Origin of the sequence: Streptomyces sp. JJ36, assembly GCF_021696945.1 — a bacterium.
Lineage (GTDB): Bacteria > Actinomycetota > Actinomycetes > Streptomycetales > Streptomycetaceae > Streptomyces.
Genome location: NZ_JACYHE010000008.1, coordinates 11,666 through 36,831 on the forward strand (window position 1 = coordinate 11,666; position 25,166 = coordinate 36,831).

At 75.1% G+C, this 25,166-nt stretch carries 23 protein-coding genes; 18 read left to right on the plus strand and 5 right to left on the minus strand.

Annotation, left to right across the window (positions count from 1 at the left end; all coding sequences use genetic code 11):
- Positions 1-86: 86 nt before the first annotated feature.
- The 9 genes from HOY81_RS05070 (at position 87) to der (ending at position 9,693) form a co-directional block, all read left to right on the plus strand.
- The gene (locus HOY81_RS05070; protein ID WP_237318596.1) at positions 87-1,271 is read left to right on the plus strand and encodes a ParA family protein; all 1,185 of its coding nucleotides are present in this window, start codon (positions 87-89) and stop codon (positions 1,269-1,271) included.
- The gene (locus HOY81_RS05075; protein ID WP_237318598.1) at positions 1,268-1,978 is read left to right on the plus strand and encodes a hypothetical protein; all 711 of its coding nucleotides are present in this window, start codon (positions 1,268-1,270) and stop codon (positions 1,976-1,978) included. Before HOY81_RS05070 ends, HOY81_RS05075 begins: the two co-directional genes overlap by 4 nt.
- Positions 1,979-2,072: 94 nt before the next feature.
- The gene (locus tag HOY81_RS05080) at positions 2,073-3,614 is read left to right on the plus strand and encodes a ScpA family protein (RefSeq protein WP_237318600.1); all 1,542 of its coding nucleotides are present in this window, start codon (positions 2,073-2,075) and stop codon (positions 3,612-3,614) included.
- Positions 3,611-4,339: an SMC-Scp complex subunit ScpB gene (scpB, locus tag HOY81_RS05085; protein WP_237318602.1), complete on the plus strand. Its 729-nt coding sequence runs from the start codon at positions 3,611-3,613 to the stop codon at positions 4,337-4,339. Before HOY81_RS05080 ends, scpB begins: the two co-directional genes overlap by 4 nt.
- Positions 4,339-5,436 (plus strand): pseudouridine synthase, encoded by a 1,098-nt coding sequence (locus tag HOY81_RS05090; RefSeq protein ID WP_237318604.1) that lies wholly within the window; start codon positions 4,339-4,341, stop codon positions 5,434-5,436. The genes scpB and HOY81_RS05090 overlap by 1 nt, the downstream gene beginning before the upstream one ends.
- A gap of 105 nt (positions 5,437-5,541) precedes the next feature.
- The gene (locus HOY81_RS05095; RefSeq protein WP_237318606.1) at positions 5,542-6,630 is read left to right on the plus strand and encodes a prephenate dehydrogenase; all 1,089 of its coding nucleotides are present in this window, start codon (positions 5,542-5,544) and stop codon (positions 6,628-6,630) included.
- A gap of 177 nt (positions 6,631-6,807) precedes the next feature.
- The gene (gene cmk, locus HOY81_RS05100; RefSeq protein ID WP_237318607.1) at positions 6,808-7,500 is read left to right on the plus strand and encodes a (d)CMP kinase; all 693 of its coding nucleotides are present in this window, start codon (positions 6,808-6,810) and stop codon (positions 7,498-7,500) included.
- Positions 7,497-8,162, plus strand: coding sequence for a 1-acyl-sn-glycerol-3-phosphate acyltransferase (locus HOY81_RS05105; RefSeq protein ID WP_237318609.1), 666 nt, complete (start codon positions 7,497-7,499; stop codon positions 8,160-8,162). The genes cmk and HOY81_RS05105 overlap by 4 nt, the downstream gene beginning before the upstream one ends.
- Before the next feature lie 52 nt (positions 8,163-8,214).
- A complete protein-coding gene (gene der / locus HOY81_RS05110; RefSeq protein ID WP_237318612.1) occupies positions 8,215-9,693 on the plus strand; it encodes a ribosome biogenesis GTPase Der in 1,479 nt (492 codons plus the stop codon).
- Positions 9,694-9,757: 64 nt separating this feature from the next.
- Here der and HOY81_RS05115 read toward each other — a convergent pair whose 3' ends face one another.
- Positions 9,758-10,105 (minus strand): hypothetical protein, encoded by a 348-nt coding sequence (locus HOY81_RS05115; protein ID WP_237318614.1) that lies wholly within the window; start codon positions 10,103-10,105, stop codon positions 9,758-9,760.
- Between the two features lie 124 nt (positions 10,106-10,229).
- Positions 10,230-11,027, minus strand: coding sequence for a hypothetical protein (locus HOY81_RS05120; RefSeq protein ID WP_237318770.1), 798 nt, complete (start codon positions 11,025-11,027; stop codon positions 10,230-10,232).
- Between the two features lie 248 nt (positions 11,028-11,275).
- On the opposite strand from HOY81_RS05120, the gene HOY81_RS27555 reads away from it, so the two are divergent.
- The 4 genes from HOY81_RS27555 (at position 11,276) to HOY81_RS05140 (ending at position 14,991) form a co-directional block, all read left to right on the plus strand.
- On the plus strand, positions 11,276-12,214 hold the full coding sequence (locus HOY81_RS27555) for a transglycosylase family protein (RefSeq protein ID WP_306423449.1): 939 nt from the start codon (positions 11,276-11,278) through the stop codon (positions 12,212-12,214).
- 365 nt (positions 12,215-12,579) lie between these two features.
- The gene (locus tag HOY81_RS05130) at positions 12,580-13,476 is read left to right on the plus strand and encodes a hypothetical protein (RefSeq protein ID WP_237318616.1); all 897 of its coding nucleotides are present in this window, start codon (positions 12,580-12,582) and stop codon (positions 13,474-13,476) included.
- Positions 13,477-13,551: 75 nt separating this feature from the next.
- Positions 13,552-14,559, plus strand: coding sequence for a YafY family protein (locus HOY81_RS05135; protein ID WP_237318618.1), 1,008 nt, complete (start codon positions 13,552-13,554; stop codon positions 14,557-14,559).
- Positions 14,560-14,775: 216 nt separating this feature from the next.
- Positions 14,776-14,991, plus strand: coding sequence for a hypothetical protein (locus HOY81_RS05140; protein WP_237318620.1), 216 nt, complete (start codon positions 14,776-14,778; stop codon positions 14,989-14,991).
- Between the two features lie 164 nt (positions 14,992-15,155).
- On the opposite strand, the gene HOY81_RS05145 is transcribed toward HOY81_RS05140, so the two are convergent.
- Positions 15,156-16,205, minus strand: coding sequence for a phosphatase PAP2 family protein (locus tag HOY81_RS05145; protein ID WP_237318623.1), 1,050 nt, complete (start codon positions 16,203-16,205; stop codon positions 15,156-15,158).
- A gap of 480 nt (positions 16,206-16,685) precedes the next feature.
- On the opposite strand from HOY81_RS05145, the gene HOY81_RS05150 reads away from it, so the two are divergent.
- Both HOY81_RS05150 and HOY81_RS05155 read left to right on the plus strand, forming a co-directional pair.
- A complete protein-coding gene (locus HOY81_RS05150) occupies positions 16,686-18,428 on the plus strand; it encodes an MFS transporter (RefSeq protein WP_237318625.1) in 1,743 nt (580 codons plus the stop codon).
- Between the two features lie 36 nt (positions 18,429-18,464).
- The gene (locus tag HOY81_RS05155; protein WP_237318627.1) at positions 18,465-19,646 is read left to right on the plus strand and encodes an acyl-CoA dehydrogenase family protein; all 1,182 of its coding nucleotides are present in this window, start codon (positions 18,465-18,467) and stop codon (positions 19,644-19,646) included.
- A gap of 43 nt (positions 19,647-19,689) precedes the next feature.
- Here the strand turns inward: HOY81_RS05155 and HOY81_RS05160 are convergent, their stop codons facing one another.
- Positions 19,690-20,136, minus strand: coding sequence for a cell division protein SepF (locus HOY81_RS05160; RefSeq protein WP_237318628.1), 447 nt, complete (start codon positions 20,134-20,136; stop codon positions 19,690-19,692).
- 321 nt (positions 20,137-20,457) lie between these two features.
- Here HOY81_RS05160 and HOY81_RS05165 point away from each other — a divergent pair, with 321 nt between their 5' ends.
- The 3 genes from HOY81_RS05165 to HOY81_RS05175 all read left to right on the plus strand — a co-directional run bounded on the left by HOY81_RS05165 (position 20,458) and on the right by HOY81_RS05175 (position 24,018).
- Positions 20,458-21,564 (plus strand): DUF5685 family protein, encoded by a 1,107-nt coding sequence (locus HOY81_RS05165; protein ID WP_237318630.1) that lies wholly within the window; start codon positions 20,458-20,460, stop codon positions 21,562-21,564.
- 118 nt (positions 21,565-21,682) lie between these two features.
- Positions 21,683-22,759 carry a slipin family protein gene (locus HOY81_RS05170; protein WP_237318632.1) on the plus strand — a complete coding sequence of 359 codons (1,077 nt, stop codon included), beginning with the start codon at positions 21,683-21,685 and terminating at the stop codon, positions 22,757-22,759.
- Positions 22,760-22,941: 182 nt separating this feature from the next.
- Positions 22,942-24,018, plus strand: a complete 1,077-nt coding sequence (locus HOY81_RS05175) for a S1 family peptidase (RefSeq protein ID WP_237318634.1) — start codon at positions 22,942-22,944, stop codon at positions 24,016-24,018.
- Between the two features lie 118 nt (positions 24,019-24,136).
- On the opposite strand, the gene HOY81_RS05180 is transcribed toward HOY81_RS05175, so the two are convergent.
- Complete coding sequence (locus HOY81_RS05180) at positions 24,137-25,165, minus strand: aspartate-semialdehyde dehydrogenase (RefSeq protein WP_237318636.1); 1,029 nt, start codon at positions 25,163-25,165, stop codon at positions 24,137-24,139.
- Position 25,166: the final 1 nt, after the last annotated feature.

Consider the following 25,166-nt stretch of genomic DNA (forward strand, 5'->3'; position numbering starts at 1 on the left):
ACACGCCATAGAGTCGCCAACCGTCGGCATGGTGTCACGCTGACCTGTCTGGATGTTTCCTGGTCGCCAAGGAGGTAGGACGACTTGTGAATGAGTCGACATTTTCTCCCGGGGGTGGTCAACCAGGAGCGCCGGTACAGGGTCACGCGCCCACGGGGCCCGAGGCTGTCGGCTCCATCGCTGTCCGTACCTTCGCGGCCCACCAGGCCAACACCCCGAGCACGACTGCCCACCAGAGCATGGACGGCCACCACGTGAACGCCATGGCCGGCGACGGCCCGGACGGTCGGTCCGGTGACCGGCTCGCCGACTACGACGCCCAGTACGAAGAGCTTCCGGAGGGTCACTTCTACGACCCTGACGCCGAGTTCGAGCCCGATCCCGAGTACGCCGCCACCCTCGCCCCGGACGCCGCACGGCAGCGCCGGGAACGCATCGGCCCCACCGGGCGCCCCCTGCCGTACTTCCCGATCCCGGGGCCGGTCTCCGAGCACGGGCCGGCGAAGATCATCGCGATGTGCAACCAGAAGGGCGGGGTCGGCAAGACCACCTCGACCATCAACCTCGGCGCCGCCCTCGCCGAGTACGGACGCCGGGTGCTGCTGGTCGACTTCGACCCGCAGGGAGCCCTCTCCGTGGGCCTCGGCGTCAACCCCATGGAACTCGACCTGACGGTCTACAACCTGCTCATGGAGCGGGGCATGGCGCCCGACGAGGTGCTGCTGAAGACCGCGGTCGCGGGCATGGACCTGCTGCCCAGCAACATCGACCTCTCGGCGGCCGAGGTGCAGCTCGTCAGCGAGGTCGCCCGGGAGTCGACGCTCCAGCGCGCCCTGCAACCGCTGCTGCCCGACTACGACTTCATCGTCATCGACTGCCAGCCCTCGCTGGGCCTGCTGACGGTCAACGCGCTCACCGCCGCGCACAAGGTGATCGTGCCGCTGGAGTGCGAGTTCTTCGCGCTGCGCGGCGTCGCCCTGCTGACCGAGACCATCGAGAAGGTGCAGGAGCGGCTCAACCCGGAGCTGGAGCTCGACGGCATCCTCGCCACCATGTACGACTCCCGCACGGTGCACAGCCGCGAGGTGCTCGCGCGGGTCGTCGAGGCCTTCGACGACAACGTCTACCACACCGTCATCGGGCGCACCGTCCGCTTCCCCGAGACCACGGTCGCGGGTGAGCCCATCACCACATACGCCTCCAACTCCGTCGGCGCCGCCGCCTACCGTCAGCTTGCCAGGGAGGTGCTCGCCCGGTGCCACGCCGAGTGAGTCTGCCGGCAGCCGACGAACTGTTCCGTACCACAGGAGGATCCGCCGTACAGCCCTCGGCCCCGCCACAGGCCGACGGCGAGGAACGAGAGGCGCGCGTGCCGGCCCCGGCCGGCGAACCCGCCGAGGAGCGCACCGGGGAGCACGCCGCCGCCCCGGAGGAGGGCTCGGCGCCCGCCGACCACGAGGTCACCCCGGAACCGGCGGCGGCCACCGCACCCGGCGCCGCGGGGCCCGGCGAGCACAGCGGCCGCGAGACACCGCCGGAGAGGCGCCCCGGCGGTGGCGCGTCCCGCCGGAGCGCCGCCTCCGCCGCCGCCACCGGCGGCGAACCCGCCGGATCCCGGCCGTCCGACGCCGAGGTGCCGGAGGCCCGCCGGGCGGCCGGACGCGCCGCCGGTGCGACGGCGTCCCCCGGCACCGGCCGCGCACCCTCGCGCGCCCGCAAGGCCGCCGCGCCCACCGCCCGGCGCGGGCGTGCCGGACGCCGCCCCAGCGGCCGGGAACGCCACGACGAGAAGATCACGGTGTACGTCTCCGCCGAGGAGCTGATGGATCTGGAGCACGCCCGGCTCGTGCTCCGCGGCGAGCACGGGCTCGCCGTCGACCGCGGCCGGATCGTCCGCGAGGCCGTCGCCGTGGTCCTCGCCGACCTCGAGGCGCGTGGCGACGCGAGCATCCTCGTGCGCCGCCTGCGCGGACGCTGAGTCCGCGGCTCCTGCGTCTTCCGCACGGTTCCGCAGGCCCATCGGGGTGAGCCCCGGCCTCGTCGCCCGGAAAATCCCAGTACGCTGCCCCGCGATGCCGAACCCCGACGACGACGCGCTGCCGCGCCCCCGCCGCCGCGCCCTGGGCCGCGGCCCGGGCGCCGCGCCTGCCGGGCCGGGGTCCGCGCGCCCGCAGGACCCGGCCGGCCCCGCCCGGCCGCCGCGGACGCAGCCCGGTGCACCGGGTGAGGAGACCGCCACCCCGGCCGGGCACGAGGCCACGGAGGACCCCGCCAACGGTGAGGAGCGCCCCGGCGCTCCCGCCCTCCCGGACGCGGACGAGCGCCCCGGTCCGGAGGAGACCGGGGCGGCCGCACCGGACGAGGGCGGGACCCGGACCGCCACGGAGCAGGCCGCGAAGCCGGGCCCCGCCGGCCCCGGCACGGTCACGCCTGAGGGCGAGCGGTCGCCGGGCTCCACGGCGGAGGCCGGGACCGGAGCCCCGCCCCGCCCGCAGACCCCGGGGCCCGCCCCTCGCGGCCCGGCCCCCGGCCCCGGTGCGGAGGCGGCCGTCCGGGAGACGGATGCCTCGCCCGCCGGGGACGGTGCCGCCCCGGAGGCGCGGCAGAGCCCGCGGACGGCGCCTGCCGGGGAGGGCGTGGACGCGGAGGCCCCGGAGGAGGGGCCCCCGCGCCCGCCGGGGGAGGCGCCCGAGGGGCCGGGTGCGCACGCGGAGGCCCCGGAGCCGCGGCCCCCGCGCCCGCCGGGGGAGGCGCCCGAGGGGGAGGGCGCGGCGGAGGACGACGGGCGCTTCACGGTCGTGCTGGACAACTTCGAGGGCCCCTTCGACCTCCTCCTCCAACTGATCTCCAAGCACAAGCTCGACGTCACCGAGGTCGCCCTGTCCCGGGTCACCGACGAGTTCATGGCGCACATCCACGCCATGGGCCCGGACTGGGACCTGGACCAGACCACCGAGTTCCTCGTCGTCGCGGCCACCCTGCTGGACCTGAAGGCCGCACGGTTGCTGCCGGCCGCAGAGGTCGAGGACGAGGCCGACCTCGCCCTCCTGGAGGCCCGCGACCTGCTCTTCGCCCGGCTGCTCCAGTACCGCGCGTACAAGGAGGTGGCCGGCATCTTCGCCGGCCGGCTGGCGGAGGAGACCCATCGTCACCCCCGTACGGTCGGCCTGGAGCCGCACCACGCCGAGCTGCTCCCGGAGGTGGTGCTCAGCATCGGGCCGGAGGGGTTCGCGAAGCTCGCCGTGAAGGCGATGCAGCCCAAGCCGAAGCCGCAGGTGTACGTCGAGCACATCCACGCCCCGCTGGTCAGCGTCCGGGAGCAGGCGGAGGTCCTGGTGGCGCGGCTCCGGGAGCTGGGCGAGGCGGGCTTCCGTACCCTTGTCGAGGACGCGCCGGACACCCTCACGGTCGTGGCGCGCTTCCTCGCGCTGCTGGAGCTCTACCGGGAGCGGGCGGTGGCGCTCGACCAGGACGAGCCGCTGGGGTCGCTCACCGTGCGCTGGAGCGGCGGCGAGGGGGCGGAGCCGCTGGTCACCGACGAGTTCGACCGGCCCCCGGCCGCCGCGGCCGAGGGGGCCGGGCCGGGCACCGACGAGGAAGAAGCAGAGCCATGAGCGAGGACACCCACGACATGCCCGCGGTCTCCGCGAATGCGGCGCCCCCCGCGCGCCCGGCGGCGGAGGCCGGGGCGCCCGGGGCCGGTGCGTCCGGCGACGTCCCGGCCGGCGCGGACGGCGTCGCGGAGCTGGAGCTCAAGCCGGCGCTGGAGGCGGTGCTGATGGTCGTCGACGAGCCGGTGACGGAGGAGCATCTGGCCAAGGTGCTGCAACGCCCCCGGCGGGCGGTCTCCGACGCCCTGCGGGAGCTCACGGACGAGTACGCGCGGCAGCGGCGCGGCTTCGAGCTGCGGTTCGTCGCCGGCGGGTGGCGCTACTACACGCGCTCCGAGTACTCCGCCGCAGTGGAGCGCTTCGTGCTCGACGGCCAGCAGGCGCGGCTCACCCAGGCCGCACTGGAGACACTGGCGGTGGTGGCGTACCGGCAGCCGGTGAGCCGCTCCCGGGTCTCGGCCGTCCGCGGGGTGAACTGCGACGGCGTCATGCGGACCCTGCTCCAGCGCGGACTGCTGGAGGAGGCGGGCACGGAACCCGAGACAGGTGCGATCCTGTACAGGACGACGCACTACTTCCTGGAGCGGATGGGCCTGCGCGGCCTCGACGAGCTTCCGGAGCTGGCGCCCTTCCTCCCCGAGGCGGACGCCGTCGAAGGGGACAGCCGGGAGGGCGTGCCGTCGTTCGACCCAGACGACAGCGGCGACACCCAGACGACGGATCATTGATGCGAAGCAGCGGCAGGAACACCGGCGGTAACCGCGACTACCGGGGTGCGGGCAACAAGCGGGACGAGAAGCAGAAGCGCACCGGCCGCCCGCGCCCGGAGGAGCGCCGCCACGAGAAGCCGGGCAAGCCCGGCGGTCCGGGCAAGGGCGGCGGCCCCGGCAAGGGCGGCGGCCCCGGCAAGGGCGGCAAGGCCGCCGGCGCCGCACGCGGCGGCCCGGGAGGCAAGCGGGTCACCGGTAGCGGCGCGCCCAAGACGCGGGCGCGTAACGCGTCGGCCCCGCAGCGCCCCCGGGAGTACGAGGCGCAGCTCGAGGAGCGCCACCGCGCGCGGCACCGGGCGCCGGCGCCCCGGCTGCCGAAGACCTTCGGCGAGGAGGAGGGCGAGCGCCTGCAGAAGGTCCTCGCCCGGGCGGGCATGGGCTCCCGCCGCTCCTGCGAGGAGCTGATCGCCCAGGCCCGGGTGGAGGTCAACGGGAAGATCGTCGTCGAGCAGGGGCTCCGGGTCGACCCGGAGAAGGACGAGATCAAGGTCGACGGGCTGACCATCGCCACCCAGTCGCACGTCTTCTTCGCGCTGAACAAGCCCGCCGGGGTGGTCTCCGCGATGGAGGACCCCGACGGGCGCCCCTGCCTGGGCGACTACGTGCAGAACCGGGAGACCCGGCTCTTCCACGTCGGCCGCCTGGACACCGAGACCGAGGGCCTGATCCTGCTCACCAACCACGGCGAGCTGGCCCACCGGCTCACCCACCCCCGGTACGGCGTGCAGAAGACCTACCTCGCCGCCGTCCAGGGCCCGCTCCCGCGCGACCTGGGCAAGCGCCTCAAGGAAGGCATCCGGCTGGACGACGGGTACGCCCGCGCCGACCACTTCCGGGTGGTGCAGAACACCGGTAAGAACTACCTGGTCGAGGTCTCGCTCCACGAGGGCCGCCGGCACATCGTGCGCCGCATGCTCGCCGAGGCCGGGTTCCCGGTGGACAAGCTGGTCCGCACCCGCTTCGGGCCGGTCTCGCTCGGGGACCAGAAGTCCGGCTGGCTGCGCCGCATGACCAACACCGAGGTCGGCATGCTGATGGGCGAGGTCGGTCTCTGAGGCCGGAGCCCGTGCGTCCGGGGCGGGGGAGCCCCGTATCCTGACGGGAGCCGAGATCCTCGGCGCCCCGCCCCGGACCGCCCTCCGCAAGGACACCGCCCCGCCATGCGTACCGCTCTCGTCGTCGGCACCGGCCTCATCGGCACCTCCGCCGCGCTCGCGCTGGCGGGCCGCGGAGTCGCCGTGCACCTGCGTGACCTGGACCCGGAGCGGGTCCGCACGGCCGTCGCGCTGGGCGCGGGCACCGGGGCGGAACCGGACGGCCCCGTGGACCTGGCGGTGATCGCCGTGCCGCCCGCCCACATCGCCCCCACGGTCGCCGAGGCGCAGCGCCGCGGCCTCGCCCGCGGCTACCTCGACGTGGGCAGCGTCAAGGGCGGCCCGCGCCGCGAGCTGGCGGGGCACGGCGGCGACCCCGTGACGTACCTCGGCACCCACCCGATGTCCGGCCGGGAGCAGTCCGGCCCGCTCGCGGCGACCGCCGACCTGTTCGAGGGCCGGCCGTGGGTGCTCACCCCGACCCGCGAGACCGACACCGAGGTGCTCAACCTCGCCCTGGAGCTCGTCGCGCTCTGCCGGGCCGTGCCGGTGGTGATGGACGCCGACGCCCACGACCGCGCCGTCGCGCTGGTCTCGCACACCCCGCAGCTCCTCTCCAGCATGGTCGCCGCCCGGCTGGAGGCGGCCGAGGAGACGGCCGTGCGCCTCTGCGGCCAGGGCATCCGGGACGTGACGCGGATCGCGGCGAGCGACCCCGCGATGTGGATCGAGATCCTCTCCGCCAACCCGGGGCCGGTCGCCGACGTGCTCGCGGACGTCGCCGCGGACCTGGACGAGACGGTACGGGCGCTGCGCGCCCTGGAGTCCTCCGACGACGCCAAGCGGGGAGACGGCGTGCACGGGGTGGAGGCGCTGCTGCGCCGGGGCAACGCCGGGCGGGCCCGGGTGCCCGGCAAACACGGGCAGGCCCCGGCCGCGTACGCGACCGTGGCGGTGCTGGTCAGCGACCGTCCGGGCGAGCTGGCCCGGATCTTCGCGGACGCCGGTGCCGCCGGGGTCAACATCGAGGACGTCCGGATCGAGCACGCCACCGGCCAGCAGGCGGGCCATGTCCAGCTCATGGTCGACCCCGCGGCGGCGCCCGCGCTGGCGGCCGCGCTCCGCGAGCGGGGCTGGGCGCTGCGGCAGCAGTGACGGCCCCGCCGGACGGGACCGGACGCCGCACCGTCCCGCCCGGTGCCCCGGCCGGGCATCCGGCGGCGTGGGCGGCGGGGGACAGCCGGTAGCCTGGTGCCGGGCCGGTCGGCCCCGTGTCCGTGCCGCGTGCTCCGCCGAGAGCTCCGAAGCCCTTCCAGAAAGGTCGCATCCACCGTGGAAACCGCCCCGGCTCCCGTCATCGTCGCCATCGACGGCCCCTCCGGCACGGGCAAGTCCAGCACCTCGAAGGCGGTGGCCGCCAAGCTGGGCCTGAGCTACCTGGACACCGGGGCGCAGTACCGGGCGATGACCTGGTGGATGCTGGGCAACGGCGTCGACGTCGACGACCCGGCGGCCGTCGCGGCCGCCGCGGACAAGCCCGCCCTGGTCTCCGGCACCGACCCGGCCGCCCCCACCATCACGGTGGACGGCCGGGACGCCTCCGCGCCGATCCGCACCCAGGCCGTCACCGCCGCGGTCAGCGCGGTCAGTGCGGTGCCCGACGTGCGGACGCGGGTCACCGCCCTGCAGCGTTCCATCGCGTCCGGGGCCCCGCACGGCATCGTGGTCGAGGGCCGGGACATCGGCACCACGGTGCTGCCCGACGCCGACCTGAAGATCTTCCTGACCGCCTCGCCCGAGGCCCGCGCCGCGCGGCGCAGCGGCGAGCTGAAGGGCCGGGAGGCGGCGGACCTGTCCACCACCCGGGAGGCCCTCCTCAAGCGGGACACCGCCGACTCCAGCCGCCGGGCGTCCCCGCTCAAGCAGGCCGACGACGCGGTCGTCGTGGACACCACCGAGCTCAGCCTGGAGCAGGTCGTGGAGTGCGTGGTGACGCTGGTCGAAGAGAAGCAGCGGGCCAGGTGAACGAGAGCACGCCTGGGCCGCGGGGCGCCGCGGCAGGCCGCCGGGTGGCCGCCGGTCTGGTGTACGGGCTGTGGCGGCCCCGGGTCCTCGGAGCCTGGCGGGTCCCGGCGAGCGGCCCCGTGATCCTCGCGGTCAACCACACCCACAACGTCGACGGCCCGCTGCTGATGGGCACCGCGCCCCGGCCGGTGCACTTCCTGATCAAGAAGGAGGCCTTCACCGGCCCGCTGGACCCGTTCCTGCGCTCCATCGGACAGCTCCGGGTGGACCGGGACGCCGTGGACCGGTCGGCGATCGGCACGGCCCTGGAGGTGCTGCGGCGCGGCGGCGTGCTCGGCATCTTCCCCGAGGGCACCCGCGGTGCCGGGGACTTCACCTCGCTGCGTTCGGGCCTGGCGTATTTCGCCGTACGCTCGGGAGCGCCGGTGGTGCCGGTCGCGGTGCTGGGGAGCGGGCGGCGCGGCCGGGTGATCGGGGCCCTGCCGCCGCTGCGGGCGCGGGTGGACGTCGTGTTCGGCCCGCCGTTCGAGGCGGGTGACGGGAGCGGCCGGCGGACGCGGACCGCGCTGGCCGCCGCCACCGCACGCGTGCAGGGGCGGCTGACAGGGCACCTGGCGGAGGCCCGGCGGCTCACCGGCCGCCCCGCCGGGCGCGAAGAGTGAACGAGCGGCGCGCGTCCGGCGCGCCCGCACAGCGAACGAGGACCGGGACGTCATGAACGACCACACCCAGACCGGCGACGGCCAGGGCCAGGACAGCGGGCACGGTGAGCTCGGCGAGACCGAGTACGCGGAGTTCATGGAACTCGCCGCGGAGGAGGGTTTCGACCCCGACGAGGTGGAGGGCGCGCTCGACGCGGCCGGGCACGGCCCGCTCCCGGTGGTCGCCGTCGTCGGCCGGCCCAACGTCGGCAAGTCGACCCTGGTGAACCGGATCATCGGGCGGCGGGAGGCCGTGGTCGAGGACCGGCCCGGCGTCACCCGGGACCGCGTCACCTACGAGGCCGAGTGGGCGGGCCGCCGCTTCCGCGTCGTGGACACCGGCGGCTGGGAGATCGACGTCCTCGGCATCGACGCCGCCGTCGCCGCGCAGGCCGAGTTCGCCGTCGAGGCGGCCGACGCGGTCGTCTTCGTGGTGGACGCCGCCGTCGGCGCCACCGACACCGACGAGGCCGTGGTCAAGCTGCTGCGGCGAGCCGGGAAGCCGGTGGTGCTCTGCGCCAACAAGGTCGACGGCCCCTCCGGCGAGGCGGACGCGGCCTACCTGTGGTCCCTCGGGCTCGGGGAGCCGCACCCGGTCTCCGCGCTGCACGGGCGGGGCACCGGCGACATGCTGGACGAGGTGCTGCGGGCGCTGCCCGACGCCCCCGCCCAGACCTTCGGACCCGCCGTGGGAGGGCCCCGCAGGGTCGCCCTGGTCGGGCGTCCGAACGTCGGCAAGTCCTCGCTGCTGAACAAGGTCGCGGGCGAGGAACGCGTGGTGGTGGACGAGCTCGCCGGCACCACCCGGGACCCCGTCGACGAACTGGTCGAACTCGGCGGCCGGACCTGGAAGTTCGTCGACACCGCCGGCATCCGGCGCCGGGTGCACCTCCAGGAGGGCGCCGACTACTACGCCTCGCTGCGCACCGCCGCCGCCCTGGAGAAGGCCGAGGTGGCGGTCCTGCTGCTGGACGTCAGCGAGTCGATCAGCGTCCAGGACCTGCGGATCATCACCATGACGGTCGAGGCCGGGCGGGCCCTGGTGCTGGCCTGCAACAAGTGGGACACCCTCGACGAGGAGCGGCGCTACTACCTCGAGCGGGAGATCGAGCGCGAGCTGGGCCATGTGAAGTGGGCGCCGCGGGTCAACGTCTCCGCCCGCACCGGCCGCCATCTCGAGAAGCTGGTGCCGGCGATCGAGACCGCGCTGGAGGGCTGGGAGACCCGGGTGCCGACGGGACGGCTGAACGCCTTCCTGGGCGAGGTCGTCGCCGCGCACCCGCATCCGGTGCGCGGCGGCAAGCAGCCCCGCATCCTCTTCGGCACCCAGGCCGGGACCAGGCCGCCGCGGTTCGTGCTCTTCGCCTCCGGGTTCCTGGAGGCGAGCTACCGGCGCTTCCTGGAGCGGCGGCTGCGCGAGGAGTTCGGATTCGAGGGGACGCCGATCCACCTGTCCGTACGGGTGCGCGAGAAGCGCGGCCGGAAGAAGTGACGAGCGGGCCCGCTCCGGCGGGACGGGGCCGCCCGCTCCGGTGGGACGGCCGGCCCCGGACCGGCTAGCGGTCGTAGCGGTTGCCGTCCCGGGGCGCCGGCGGCAGCGCCGCGGGCAGCGCCCGGCGGGTGTGCCCGCCGTACTGCACGGCATGGGGGCGCTGGTGGTCTCCCCAGCCGTGGTGGTCGGTACGGCGCTCCGTGAAGGCCTCGAACCGCAGCTCCTCCTCGCCGGAGCGGTCGCCGGGCAGGGCCCGGAAGAGCCGCTGGTACTCGGCGTAGAGCGAGTCGTAGATCGGTGTCGCCGAGCGCTCCGCCGGTCCGCCGGGATGCGGGTGCGCACCCGGTGCCGGTCCGTGCGCGCGCCGGGGGGAGTGGTGGTCGTGGTTCGGGGAGACTTCGTAGGGTCGCACGACAGGTAAACGATTCCGCCGCCCGGCGGATGCGGGGCCGGGCGGCGGATGACCTGATCGCCGGGTGCCGGGCGGCGGTCTCCCGGCGGGCTTCCCGGGAGACCTCGTCCGCTCAGGCGGCCGCTCAGGTGCCGGCGAGCGGCATCGCGGCGGCCACCAGCGTCCCGCCCGCCGCGGCCTTCTCCAGCGCCTCCCGGAGCAGGTCCTCCCGGGGCTGCTGCCCGATGGTGCCCGCGGGGGAGGCGTAGACCAGCACGGTGTGGCGGCGGTTGGCGGCGTGCCGCCAGCCCTCCGTGACCTCCAGCGGCTGGTGCGCCTGCCACCAGGACGTCGGCTGGGTGGCGCCCTCGGGCGAGGGCTGCAGGATGCCGTGCAGCTTGCCCATGGCCAGCAGCACCGACCAGCCCTCGATCGGCTCGGGCGGCACCGCGACGTCGGTCACCGGCCGGAAGCCCTGCTCGATCAGGAGCGGCAGGAAGTCGTCCCCCGGCCCGTCGGTCCCGGGGCGGGCGATCGGGCCGGTCGGCTCCACCACCACCGCCGGGTGCAGGGTGTCGTCGATCAGCACCTGACCGCAGGTCACCCCGAGCACGGCCTGGCGGGGTTCGGCGTCCGCGGCGGCCGCCGCGAAGTCCGCCTCGCCGGCTCCTGACGGGTCGCCGGTGATGGTGGCCACGGCGCCCTGCAACTGCTCCTCCGAGACCGTCACCACCTGGGAGGGCACACAGCTCGCGTGGGCGAAGGCGAGGATGGCGGTCTCCTCGCCCATGAAGAGCACGGTGCTGGTGCGCTCCCGCTGGGTGTCGCCGGGATTCCGGCAGGAGGTGCAGTCGTAACTGCCCGGTGCGTTCTCGCCGGCGAGCAGCCGGGCGGCTTCTTCGTCGCCGATCTCGGCGCGTACGGCGTCACTGACGTCGAGCATGGGGGGCACGGGGGACTCCTGGCTTCGTGCGGTCGCTTGTCGGGATGGCTTCTGCGGACTGCGGCGGGGTGCTACCCCTCCGTGGAACCAACGGGCGACCGGGCGCCCCGGTCACGCGCCGTCCCCTACCTCGTCGCTCCTTCGGGTGCACGAGGGCGCCCGTGCCGGTGCTCCGAGCGGGTGGCGCGGCGTGGCGCACCGGGCGTGGCGCGAGCGATCCGGCTTCCGGCTGTGCCTAGCGTGAGCCGATGCGGAACCGATGTGTTCATAGCAGCGCAGGAACGACGCTCCGGGCGGCCGCCGCCGGTGTGGCGGCCGCGGCCGCCGCCCTGACTCTGGCCGGCGGGGCACAGGCCGCGACCGGCCGGTCCGCGGCGACGGTGCCGGTGGTGACCGCCGTGCCGGGGACACCGGCCGGGGCGACCCGGGTCGCGTACGGCTGTGGCGGCCAGGGCTGGCCCTGGTCCTGTGTCGCGCAGTGCGAGAGCAGCGGTCGCTGGGACGTCAACACCGGGAACGGCTTCTACGGCGGCCTGCAGTTCCAGCAGTCCACCTGGGCCGGGTTCGGAGGCCTGCAGTACGCCCCACGGGCCGACCTGGCGACCCCCGCCGAGCAGATCGCGGTCGCCCGCAAGGTGCTGGCCGTCCAGGGGTGGGGGGCCTGGCCGGTCTGTTCCCGGCGGTACGGGCTGAGCGGCACCACGGTGCCCGCTCCGCCCGGGGCCGCCCCCGCGCGGGACCCGGCCCCGCCGCCGGGCGACGAGGCCGTGCCCGCGCCGGAGTTCACGGGGACCCACCGGGTGCGGCAGGGCGAGACACTGCACTCGCTGGCCGGCCGCTACGGCGTACGGGGCGGCTGGCAGACCCTGTACGCGGCGAACCGCGACGCGGTCGGGCCGGAACCGGACCTGGTGGGAGTCGGCACCGAACTGGCGGTGCCGGCGGGGACGGGCGGGGAGTCCGGCACCGGCGGGTCCGCCGGCTCGTCCGGCGACGAGGACTCCGGCACGGCGGACGACACCGGGCCCGCGGAGGCGTCGCCGGAGGCGACCGGTGCCCCGGAGGCCGGAGACGCGCCGGGCGAGGCGCCGGGAGCCATGCCCTCCGGGGAGGCCACCCTGCGTGCGACGGTGGTGCCGGCGACCGCGGCCGAACGGGCGCCCAGCCTGCGGATGGTCGCCCGCTGAACAGCCCTGGCGCGGCGCTGGACGGCGCCGGACCGGCCTTGATCCCGCCCTGACCCGGCGCCGTTCGGCGACGGACGGCCGTGGCGCGGCGCTGAACGGTCCCCACGGCGCTGACCGGCGCCGACCGGGGTCGCGCGGCGCCGCCCCGCCACGGGCATATGACCGCGGCGTGTGCGCTCGTCACTTCCCGTACGCCTGAGCGGCCGCGGAAGTTCCCGTCCACGGCTCACGATGTCGAAACCTTTGCAGCACAAGGTCAGAACGGCGGACCTCTTCCGCCCAACCCGGGCGCGCCCGAAAGGGTCTGGAAGAGTGTCAGGCGGCCGGCCGGGGACCGGCCGCACGGCTCACGAGACCCAGGGAACATGCACAGACCACTTCGCGACCGCCCGGCGCACCCTGACGGTCCGCGCGCCGACTGCACCGCGGACTCCGCAGGCGGCCTGACGTTCGACATCGTCCTGCCCGGCCTGGGGGAGCGCTGGGACGCGGCACTGCTGCTGCGCGAGCGGGGCGCCGGTGCCCCCGGCGTCCCGGACGACGGCTGTGTCCGGCTGCCGCTGTTCCCCGCCGTGTCCCCCGCCGGTTCTCCCGCCGCCGGGCGGCTGCGCGCGGCACTGCCCAGCACCATGACGCTGGCCGAGGGCCACTGGGACGGGTTTCTGGTGCTCGGTGAGGAGGAACCACGCCGGCTGCGGTCGGGGGAGCACGACCTGCGCTCGCTGGGGGACCGGGAGCCCGGCCCGCACCGCGCCTGGCTGGGCGTGCGCATCCCGTACGCCGGCCCCGGCGGCGGGCTCTCGCTGCGCGCCTGGCTGCGCCGCCCGCACGCCGAGGCACGGGAGGTGCGGGCCACGGACGCCGGGCTGGCCCTCGGCGGGCGGCTCTACGGGGCCGAGCCGGCCGCCGGTGCGGTGGTGGAGGCCAGGCCGCGCCCGGCGCCGGACGGCGCGCCGGCGCCGGCTCCGCTGACGGCCGCCGTCACCGCGAGCGGCGCCGACTTCCGGGCCACCCTCTCCGTCCCGTACCCGGTCGGGACGGGCGAGTGGGATCTCTGGCTGCGCCCCGCCCCGGAGGCCCCGGCCGTCCGGCTGGCGCGTCTCCTCGACGACGTCGTGGACCGGCACCGGCTGCCCCCGCTCCCGCCGCACCGCTGCGGGGACCGCCTGGTGACGCCGTACTGGACGTGCGACAACGATCTCGCGGTACGGATCACCGCCGCGGACGCCCCGGGCGGGGGCCGCGCGGCCCGGGAACGGTGAACCGGACCGCCTCGCGGGCGGCACCGCGGGCACCGCGGACGGAAGGTGTCCGCAAGCGGTGGCAGACTCCGGGCCATGTTGGAGACCTCGGCACGGCTGCTGAAACTGCTCTCACTGCTCCAGGCACACCGCGAGTGGTCCGGCGGAGAGCTCGCCGAACGGCTCGGCGTCACTCCGCGCACCGTGCGCCGGGACGTCGACCGGCTCCGCGGCCTCGGCTACCCCGTGCACTCGGCCACCGGCACCACCGGCGGGTACCGGCTCGGCGCGGGCGCGGAACTCCCCCCGCTGCTGCTCGACGACGAGGAGGCCGTGGCGGTCGCCCTCGGCCTGCAGGGCGCGGCCGCCGGCGGAGTGCAGGGCATCGAGGAGTCCTCCGCGCGGGCTCTGGCCAAGCTGGAGCAGGTCCTGCCGCACCGGCTGCGCCGCCGCGTCGGCGCCCTCACCGCGTACACCGTGCCGCTGACCCGGCCGCACAGCGGCCCGGCCGTGGACTCCACGACCATCACGGAGCTGGCGCACGCCTGCCGTGACCACGAGGTGGTCCGCTTCGAGTACCGCACCCACGGTGGAGAGGTCTCCCGCCGGGTGGTGGAGCCGCACCGGCTGGTCAGCACCCATCGCCGCTGGTACCTGGTCGGCTGGGACCGGGACCGTGCGGACTGGCGCACCTTCCGGGCCGATCGCGTCGCGCTCCGCCCGCCGCACGGTCCGCGGTTCCCCCCGCGCACCCCGCCGGCCGAGGATCTGGCCGCCTGGGTCTCCGAGGGTGTCTCGACCCGGGCCTTCGCCACCCAGGCCACCGTGCTGCTGCACGCGCCGGCCGAGCGGGTCGCCGAACGGGTCCCTCTGACGAGCGGCACCCTGGAGGCCGTGGACGCCGGGAGCTGCCTGCTCCGCACGGGGGCGCACTCGCCCGAGGTCATGGTGATCCATCTCATGTTCCTCGGCTTCGACTTCGAGGTACGCGAACCGGTCGAGCTGAATGACCATATCCGGGCGTTCCGGGACCGGCTGAGCCGTTCCCTGGGAGAAGCGGAACCCGTTCCGGGAGGTTCTCCGGACACTCATCCGCTCCTATGACGACCGGCTGGGAATATCTGCGACAGTTGTCCGCCGCCCCCTCCCGGAAGGGATTCTTCCCGTGGAAAAGGACTGAGCCGAACGAGTGAGAAGGGCGGCCGCGGGGGAAGGACCGGACGCATGTGCGCCCCGCCGCAAGCTGTGACAGAAGTGTGACGCGGAGCGGATACGGCCCGGACTTCCGGGTGCCCCAGGGGAAGCCGTACGGTGGCGGTCATGGCAGCCCACTCCACAGATCCGGACTCCCCCGAGGACGACCCCGAGCGCTACGTCGGGCTCCCTGCCGAGACCGCCGAGGAGCGGGCCCGGGAACGCGGCTGGCCGACGGTGCGCCGGCTGGCCCCGGACGCGATCATCACCATGGAGTTCCTCTCCGGACGGCTGAACTTCGCCGTGCGGGAGGGCACCGTGGTGCGCTGCTGGAAGGGCTGAGGCTCCCGCTCCGGCGCCGGCCCGTCCCCGCGGTCCACGCCCGGCTCCGGCCGGGTTCCGCCGCCCCGGGGCGGCTCCGCACGCCCCGGGGCTCGATCCCTGCCCCCACGGCCGCACGCACCCGCACCCGGCCGTGCACAGCCCCAGCACGCCCCTGCACGCGCTCAGCGCCCGCGCGGCCCCAGCGGTGCCGGGCGCTGGGGCGCCGGACGCTCGGAGGCCGGGCGGCGGCTGCCCGCCCCCGGCCCCAGCGGGGCGCACTCGGAGCGCAGCCCGTGCCCGCGGCCCGGGAGATGCATCCGGCCGTGTGACGGCCCCGTGGCAGCCGTCTGCGGCCCGCCGGCCCCCGTGCCGCCCGGCGGGCCGGAGCGGCCCTCGCCGGAGGGACGGGTGGCCCCCTGCGGGCCCTCGGCCGCCGCCGCACGGGTGATCAGCGGCGGCCGGGCGACCGGTGGGAGCTGCCCGGGCGCCGGGCGGCCCGCCAGCGCACGCAGCCGTTCGCGCCAGTGGAAGACCAGCGCCTCGGTCCGGGCGATGACCGGCTCGCACCAGGGCAGGCCCAGCAGGATCAGCAGGCCGGCCGCCCAGCCGAGCAGCACGTCGCTGACCCAGTGCGTCCCCAGATACACGGTGGTGGCACCGACCCCGAGCGCGAAGAACGCGGCGACCACGGAGAGCACCCGCCGGGCCCGCGGCGTGGTGGCCAGATAGGCGAGGATGCCCCAGGTCACGACGGCGTTCGCGGTGTGCCCGGAGGGGAATATGTCGCCGCCTGCGAAGAGCTCCGCGGAGCCGACCTCGGTGGCGTAGTGCGGGCCGAGCCTGCCGAGGCCGATCTTCACGGCCCCGACCGTGGCGTTGAGCAGCAGCAGCGCCGTGGCCAGCACGAGGAGCGGGCGGAGCGTGCGCTGGCGCCACGAGCGCCAGCCGAGCCAGGCCGCCACCAGCACCGCGGTGGGGGCGCGCTGGCCCAGGACGACGAAGTAGTCGAGGAAGGCGTGGAACTCCGGCCACTGCTTGTACGGACGGAACAGCATGAGCTGCCAGTCCACCCGTACCAGTTCGGTGGTGAGCAGCACCGCGGCGACGATGGCCCCGTACAGCGCCATCGTCGCGCCGAACAGGACCTTGCGGGTCCGGCTCATCCGCGGCGGGGGGCTGCTCGGTCGCTCAGGCTCTTGCTCGAGCCTGGCGAGGATTCGGTCGGTACGCACCCAATCGACGTTACCTCGCGCGCGAGAGGCGAACGCACTCGTCAGGGCCTTTGTGATGTTGATGTGATGTGGTCCGTGCCGCTATCCCGGCCTTTTCCGCCGCATTACCGCGGCTTATACCGAGTGCCCTCCGCATATTCAGGCGAGGGGCCCCGGTGCGGCAATCGTTTCACCTTAAAGAATGCGTTCACCGGTCCTTAATCCGGAATTCCCCGGAGCTTCCCCGGCGGCCGGAGGCCGCCGTGTCCGGCACCCGGTCTCCACGCGGTCCGCTCCGGCCCGCGTCGAGACCGGGTGCGCGGGCCTCCCGGGGTGGGCACCTCGCACCCCTTCCGTGCCGAAGGTGAGACGCGCCACGTGACCTGCGGGACGACTCGCGTACGCTGGCGCCCACTCGTGCCGTGATCCGGGCCGGGCGGCGCACCGGCGCCCCGGCGTTCCCCCCGGTTCACCATGCCGGGTGCAAGAGGAGGTGCGTACATGTCAGGGACGACCACGCCCGTGGCCGCAGAGGCGGCGGACGTCCCCGCACAGCCGCCGGCGCCGCCGGGCGCGGGCGGCCTCGCCGGCCGCTGGACCGTGCTCGTCGTCCTCTGCGCCAGTCTGCTCCTGGTGGCGGTGGACGCCACGGTGCTCCACGTCGCGGTGCCGGCCGTCTCCGGGGACCTCCGCCCGTCCTCGGTGCAGCTGCTGTGGATCGTGGACGCCTATCCGCTCGTCTGCGCCTCGCTGCTCATCCTCTTCGGCACGCTGGGCGACCGGGTCGGCAGACGCCGGGTGCTGCTGCTGGGCTACGGGATCTTCGCGCTGGCCTCCGCGCTGGCCGCCTACGCCCCCACGCCCGAGGTGCTCGTCGCGGCCCGGGCGCTGCTCGGGGTCGGCGGTGCGATGATCATGCCCGCGACGCTCTCCATCCTGCGCCAGGTCTTCCCCGACCGCCGCGAGCGCGCGGTGGCCGTGGGTGTGTGGAGCGCCGTGGCCGCGGTCGGCGCCGCCGTCGGGCCGCTGGTCGGCGGGCTCCTGCTGGAGCACTTCTGGTGGGGCGCCGTCTTCCTGATCAACCTCCCGTTGATGGCCGCGGCGCTGCCCGCCGGGCGCCGGCTGCTCCCGGAGTCCACCGGAACGGCTGACGGACCCTGGGACGTGGCGGGTGCGGCGCTGGCGGCGGCCGGGCTGTTCGCGGCCGTCCTGGGGGTGAAGCGGGTCGCCGAAGACCCCGCCGGTCCCGGGACCGTGGTGCCGCTGCTCGCCGGTGCCGTCCTGCTCGCTCTCTTCGTGCGCCGGCAGCGGCGCCGCGCCCACCCGCTGGTGGACGTCGCGGCGCTGGCACGGCCCGCCTTCGGCACCGCCGTCGCCTGCATCGTGCTCACGGTACTGGCGCTCGTCGGGCTCGCCCTGATCGCCGCGCAGTACCTCCAGCTCGTGCTCGGTCTCTCCCCGCTGGAGACCGGGCTGCGGCTGCTGCCGCTCTCCCTGGCGGCCATCGGAGCCGGGCTCGCCGGCGCCCGGCTGCTCCGGGCGCTCGGGCCGCGGCGGATGGTCACGCTCGGCTTCCTGGTCACCGCACTCGCCGTGCTGCTGCTCACCGGCCTCGACCAGACCGACCGGCCCGCGCTGTTGCTCGGCGGCTTCGTGCTGCTCGGCTTCGGCCTGGAGATCACCCTCTTCGGCTGCTACGAGTCGATGCTCGACGACGCGCCCGAGGAGCGCGCCGGTGGTGCCGCGGCCCTGGGCGAGACCGCGTACCAGCTCGGCGCCGGCATCGGCATCGCACTGCTCGGCACCGTCATGAACGCCGCCTACGCGCCCGGCGTGCGGGCCGTCCCCGGTGTCCCCGCCGAAGCCTCCCGGGCCGCGCAGCACTCCCTCGGGGAGGCGTTCGGCGTGGCCGGGCAGCTCGGCGGTACGGCCGGGGACCACCTGGTCACCGCCGCCCGCCACGCCTTCGTGCACGGGCTGCGGATGACGCTGCTGGTCAGCGCCGTGTTGCTGCTGCTGGGCGCGCTCGCCGCCCTCCGGCTGCCGCGCACCATGTCGCCCGGCGACGCGGCGGAGGACCGGCCGGCCGGGGAGTCCGGGGCCCACCCGCCCGGCCGGGCCCGCGGGGCTTCCGGGGTTCCGGGAGCGCGCCGGCCCGGCGGCGCCGACCGCCGCCGCACCCGGGCCGCGGGGGCCGCCGAGGGCGAGGGCGCGCTCTTGTCCAGCGGGTTCACCCGCTCGTAGCGTCAGGTCCGAGCCGCACGACCACCGGAGGTCCGCATGTCCGCACTCCCGCCGTTCGACCCCGCCGACCCGCTCGGCGTCGACGAGCTCCTCGGCCCCGAGGACCGGGACGTGCGCGACACCGTGCGTTCCTGGGCCGCCGACCGGGTGCTGCCGCACGTGGCCGGGTGGTACGAGCGGGGCGAGCTGCCCGGCGTGCGGGAGCTCGCCCGCGAGCTGGGCTCCCTGGGTGCGCTCGGCATGTCCCTGGAGGGCTACGGCTGTGCGGGGGCGAGCGCCGTGCAGTACGGGCTGGCCTGCCTGGAGCTGGAGGCCGCCGACTCGGGCATCCGCTCCCTGGTCTCCGTCCAGGGCTCGCTCGCCATGTACGCGATCCACCGCTTCGGCAGCGAGGAGCAGAAGCAGGAGTGGCTGCCCCGGATGGCCTCCGGCGAGGTCATCGGGTGCTTCGGGCTCACCGAGCCGGACCACGGCTCCGACCCCGCGGGCATGCGTACCCACGCCAAGCGGGACGGCACGGACTGGGTGCTCAACGGCCGCAAGATGTGGATCACCAACGGCTCGGTGTCCGGGGTCGCGGTGGTGTGGGCCCGTACGGACGACGGCGTCCGCGGCTTCCTGGTGCCCGCCGGCACCGCGGGCTTCTCCGCCCCGGAGATCCACCACAAGTGGTCCCTGCGCGCCTCGGTGACCAGCGAGCTGGTCCTGGACGACGTGCGGCTGCCCGAGAACGCGGTGCTGCCCGGGGCGACCGGGCTGCGCGGCCCGCTGAGCTGTCTCAGCCATGCCCGGTACGGCATCGTCTGGGGTGCCATGGGAGCGGCCCGGTCCAGCTTCGAGGCGGCCCTGGAGTACGCGCGGACCCGGGAGCAGTTCGGGAGGCCCATCGGGGGCTTCCAGCTCACCCAGGCCAAGCTCGCCGACATGGCGGTCGAGCTGCACAAGGGCGTGCTCCTCGCGCATCATCTCGGGCGGCGGATGGACGCCGGGCGGCTCCGCCCGGAGCAGGTGAGCTTCGGCAAGCTGAACAACGTGCGGGAGGCGATCGGGATCTGCCGCACCGCCCGGACGATCCTGGGCGCCAACGGCATCTCGCTGGAGTACCCGGTGATGCGGCACGCCACGAACCTGGAGTCGGTGCTCACCTACGAGGGCACCGTCGAGATGCACCAGCTCGTGCTGGGCAAGGCGCTCACCGGGCTGGACGCCTTCCGCTGAGCCGGCCGCCCGGGCGCGGGCGCCCCGGCCCGCGCCCGGGCGGTCAGCTCTGGTTGAAGAACCCGCCCTCGGCGGAGCGCCGCGCCTCGCCGTTGACGATCTGGTAGTCGGCGGGGGTCAGCAGGAACACCCGCGTCGCCACCCGCTCGATGGACCCGCGCAGCCCGAAGGTCAGGCCCGCGGCGAAGTCCACCACGCGCTTGGCGTCGGCGGACTCCATCGCCGTGAGGTTCACGATGACCGGCACGCCGTCCCGGAAGAGCTCACCGATGCCGCGGGCGTCCCGGAAGCCGTCCGGCGTCACCGTGGCGATCCGGGTGCCCTGGTCCTGCGCGGCCTCCGCGGTGACCCGGACGCGCGGATCGGTCACCCAGGACTCGCGCGCGGCGTCTCCGGGCTCCGGCCCCTCGGCGTAGTCGTCGTCGTAGTAACGCATCTCGCTGTCGTCGACGAGGCCCAGCCACGCACTCGCCTTGCGCACCGATCCCATGGACGCCTCCTCTCCTCTGCGCGCGGCGTCGAGATGTGTGCCACCGCGGAACCGCCGCGGGGTCCGCATGACCTATCGTCGTCCATGACGTGCACGATGTGCCAAGCGGATTGCCTCCGCAGGCGGCATTCGTGACGGTACTGGTGCACAGCGCACAGCGCGACATGGCGCCGTATCAGAGCACCCGCACGGGACGGATGGTGACGGTCCGCAAGATTTCGCCCGGGTTCCGTCCGGACGGGTGGGCCACGCGGACATAAGAGTGACCGGTGCGGGCGCCGCCGCCCTGAGGCGCCGTCACCGGGGGAACGGGGGAGTACGTTGTTCGGGATCGTCAGGCCCTGCCGGCACCGCCTGGGCGCGGCCATGCTCGGCGAGTGGACCGCCCACCTGTGCGGGCTCTGCCTCGCCCTGCGGAACGACCACGGGCAGCTCGCCCGGCTGGTGACCAACTACGACGGGCTGCTCGTCTCCGTGCTGACCGAGGCCCAGACCGGCGTCACGGCGGGCGGCCGCCGCACGGCGGGCCCCTGCCCGCTGCGGGCGCTGCGCACCGCCCCCGTCGCCCGTGGCGAGGGCGCCCGGCTGGCGGCGGCCGTCTCCCTGGTGCTGGCCTCCGCCAAGACCCGCGATCACCTCGCCGACGGCGACGGACTGCTGGCCAGGCGCCCGCTGGCCGCCGCGGCGCGCCGGATGGCGGACGGCTGGGACCGGGCCGGCGCGCGCACCTCGGCCGCGCTGGAGTTCGAGGTGTCCGTGCTGGCCGACGCGGTCGAGCGGCAGCCCGCGCTGGAGGCCGCTGCCGTGCCGGGCAGCCCGGTGCTCGCGGTCACCGAGCCCGCGGAGACGGCGACCGCGGCCGCGTTCGCGCACACCGCGGTACTCGCCGGGCGCCCGGCCAACGCCGCGCCGCTCGCCGAGGCCGGGCGGCTCTTCGGCCGGCTGGCGCACCTGCTGGACGCGGTGGAGGACCTGCCCGCCGACGAGGCCGCGGGCGCCTGGAACCCGCTGACCGCCACCGGCACCCCGCGGGAGGAGGCCCGCCGGCTCTGCGACGACGCGGTGCAGGGGGTGCGGCTCGCGCTCCGGGAGGTGGCGTTCGCCGACGGACGCCTGGCCCACCTGCTGCTCGTCCACGAGCTGCCGCGGTCCGTGGACCGCGCCTTCGGTGTGCGGTGCGCGCACGGCGCCCCCGGGGCGGGCGCGTACGGGCCGGGGGGCGGGCACGGCCGGGGGCCCGGCGTTCCGGGGCGGCCCGCGGGGCGGGGGCCGGCGGCCGGGTGCGGCGCCTTCACCGGGCTCTGCTGCACCTGCCGGATGTGCTGCGCGAGCGAGTACGAGGGCCCGTGGTCCCGCAAGAAGCGGGAGGGGTGCTGTCACAAGTGCGACTGCTGCGACGCCTGCGAGTGCTGCTCGTGCGACTGCTGAGCACCGCGGGCGGCTGAGACCCGCCCCGCCCGGCGGCACCCGGGACAGGTCTCGACCAGCGCCCTTCCCGGGGCTACCGTGGTGATATATCCGGCATAGCCCGAAACAGGGGGCCAGCATGGTCGTGGAGCTGGTGGCAGCGGCGGTGGCCGGCGGGCTGGTGTACGTCCTCGCCGCGGCCCGGATCGTCAAGCAGTACGAGAGGGCGCTCGTCTTCCGGCTGGGGCGCCTGCGGCCGGGGTTGCGTGAGCCCGGCTTCACCATGATCGTCCCCGCCGTCGACCGGCTGCAGAAGGTGAACCTGCAGATCGTGACGTTGCCGGTGCCGGCCCAGGAGGGCATCACCCGGGACAACGTCACGGTCCGGGTGGACGCCGTCGTCTACTTCCGGGTGGTCGACCCCGCGGACGCCATCGTGCGGGTCGAGGACTACCGGTTCGCGGTGGCGCAGATGGCGCAGACCTCGCTGCGGTCGATCATCGGCAAGAGCGAGCTGGACGACCTGCTCTCCAACCGCGAGAAGCTGAACCAGGGCCTCGCCCTGATGATCGACAGCCCCGCCGTGGAGTGGGGGGTCAACATCGACCGGGTGGAGATCAAGGACGTCTCGCTGCCGGAGACGATGAAGCGGTCGATGGCCCGGCAGGCGGAGGCGACCCGGGACCGGCGGGCCCGGGTGATCAACGCGGACGCGGAGCTGCAGGCCTCCCGCAAGCTCGCCCAGGCGGCCGACGCGATGGCCGACACCCCCGCGGCGCTCCAGCTCCGGCTGCTGCAGACGGTGGCCTCGGTGGCCACCGAGAAGAACTCCACGCTCGTGCTGCCGTTCCCGGTGGAGCTCCTGCGCTTCCTGGACCGCTCGCAGCAGACCGGGGAGGCGGGCGGCGCTCGCGGCCCGCGCGAGGTGGTGGCGGGGGAGGAGTCCGCGGAGCACGTCCTGGAGCCGGAGGACGTCGAGGAGGTCGACGTCGACGCCGCCGTGCGGGCCGCCGGCCTCGGCGCGCTGGAGCCCGGCTCCGGGACCCGTGCGCCGGGTGCGCCGGGAGCGGGACCTGCGCCCGGCGAGACGGAGGGGCCGCAGGGGCCGGAGGGGGCGGGTGAGGGCGGGGCGCCCACGGAACTCTGGTCCCAGGACGACTCGGAATTCACATCTGCCCCGGAACCCCCGGAAAGCGACACAGAATCCGAGCGCTGAGTATCGATTACCGGACAGTTCCTTCGTGGGGGGCTTGTGTGCTGATCGCGGATCGCGCCATACTCCAGCGAAGTTGGCATGGACGCGACTCTGCCGGTTTTCGGGGAACCGCGTCGCCACACAACACCCTCCGGGCTCCGCGCTGACTCGGGCGAGCCCATCCCCCCACAGGAGGAGCAGAGTTGAGGAAGCATCGTCGTACCTCCACGCGCCGCGTCGCCCTTGCGGGTGCGGGCGTCGCCGCGCTCGTCGCCGGATCCCTCACCCTGGCGAACGCCAACGCGTCGGAGTCCCCGTCCGCGGAGCCGCGGACCCTGTCGTCCGCCGCGGCCGCCACGCTCGCCCAGGACCTCGTCTCCGGCCTCGCCGGTGACGCCGGCGCCTACTACGACTCCGAGGACCGCACACTCGTCGTGAACGTCGTCGACGAGGAGGCCGCGGAGAAGGTGGAGTCGGCCGGCGCCGAGGCGCGGGTGGTCGAGCACACCATGGCCCAGCTCACGGCGGTGAAGGAGATGTTCACCGCGCGCGACATGACCGGTACCTCGCGCATGGTCGACCCGGTCACCAACAAGGTGGTCGTCACCGCCGACAGCACGGTCACCGGCGCCGAGTACGCCCAGCTCGAGAAGCAGGTGGCGGCGGAGGACGGCAAGGCCGTCCTCAAGCGCACCGAGGGCGAGTACACCACCCGCATCGCCGGCGGGGACGCGATATTCGGGCCGAGCGGCCGCTGCTCGCTCGGCTTCAACGTGACGGTGGACGGCCGGCCCGGCTTCCTCACCGCCGGCCACTGCACCAACGCCATCTCGAGCTGGGCCGAGTCCCAGGGCGGCCCGGAGATCGCCCGCACCCAGAGCGGCAGCTTCCCGGGCGACGACTTCGGCCTGGCCATGTACACGGCCGAGGTCGACCGTCCCGGCGAGGTCAACCTCTACGACGGCAGCAGCCAGCCCATCTCGGGGGCGGGCGAGGCCACCGTCGGCCAGACCGTGCAGCGCAGCGGCAGCACCACACAACTGCACGACGGCGAGGTCACCGGGCTGGACGTCTCCGTGTCCTACCCGGAGGGCACCGTGGACGGGCTGATCCAGACCACCGTCTGCGCCGAGCCGGGCGACAGCGGCGGCGCGCTCTTCGCGGGCGACCAGGCGCTGGGCCTGACCTCCGGCGGCAGCGGTGACTGCACCTCCGGCGGGGAGACCTTCTTCCAGCCGGTGGGCGAGGCGCTGCAGGCCTTCGGCGCGCAGCTCGGCTGACCGCCGTCCGGCACGCGGGAACCCCCGGACCCGAGGGTCCGGGGGTTCCCGCGTCCGCGCTCCCGGCGCTGCGGCCCCGCAGCGGGCGGTGTCTCCACGGCTCCCCGGGGGGCTCCGGTCAGCGGGACTCGGCGGCCACCAGCTCGGCGATCTGCACCGCGTTCAGCGCCGCGCCCTTGCGCAGGTTGTCGTTGGCGAGGAAGAGGGCCAGCCCGTTCTCCGCGGTCTCGTCCCGGCGGATGCGCCCGACGTAGCTGGCGTCCCGGCCGGCGGCCTGGAGCGGCGTCGGGATGTCGGAGAGCTCCACGCCCGGCGCGTCCGCCAGCAGCTCCCGGGCGCGCTCCGGGGCCAGCGGGCGCTCGAAGCGGGCGTTGACCTGCAGGGAGTGACCGGTGAAGACGGGCACCCGCACGCAGGTGCCGGAGACCTTGAGACCGGGGACGTCGAGGATCTTCCGGCTCTCGTTGCGGAGCTTCTGCTCCTCGTCGGTCTCCTCCAGCCCGTCGTCCACGATCGAGCCGGCCAGCGGCAGCACGTTGAAGGCGATGGGCCGCTTGAACTTGTCCGGCTCCGGGAAGTCCACCGCGTCGCCGCCGAAGGTCAGCCGGGTCGCGTCGCTCTCCACGGCCTTGCGTGCCTGTTCGTCCAGCTCGGCCACGCCGGCCAGCCCGCTGCCGGAGACCGCCTGGTAACTGGCGACGACCAGCGCGGTCAGCCCGGCCTCCTCGTGCAGCGGCCGCAGCACCGGCATGGCGGCCATGGTGGTGCAGTTCGGGTTGGCGATGATCCCCTTGGGGCGCTGCCGGGAGGCCTGCGGGTTCACCTCGGAGACGACCAGCGGCACCTCGGGGTCCAGACGCCAGGCGGAGGAGTTGTCGATCACGACGGGGCCCTGGGCGGCGACCTTCTCGGCGAGCGCCCGGGAGGTGGCGCCGCCGGCGGAGAACAGGACGATGTCCAGCCCGGAGTAGTCGGCCGCGGTGGCGTCCTCGACCGTCACCTCGCCGTCCCGCCAGGGCAGCGTCCGCCCGGCGGAACGCGCCGAGGCGAACAGCCGCAGCTCGTCGACCGGGAAGTTCCGCTCGGCCAGAATCTCGCGCATCACGCCGCCGACCTGACCGGTGGCTCCGACGATCCCGATCCTCATG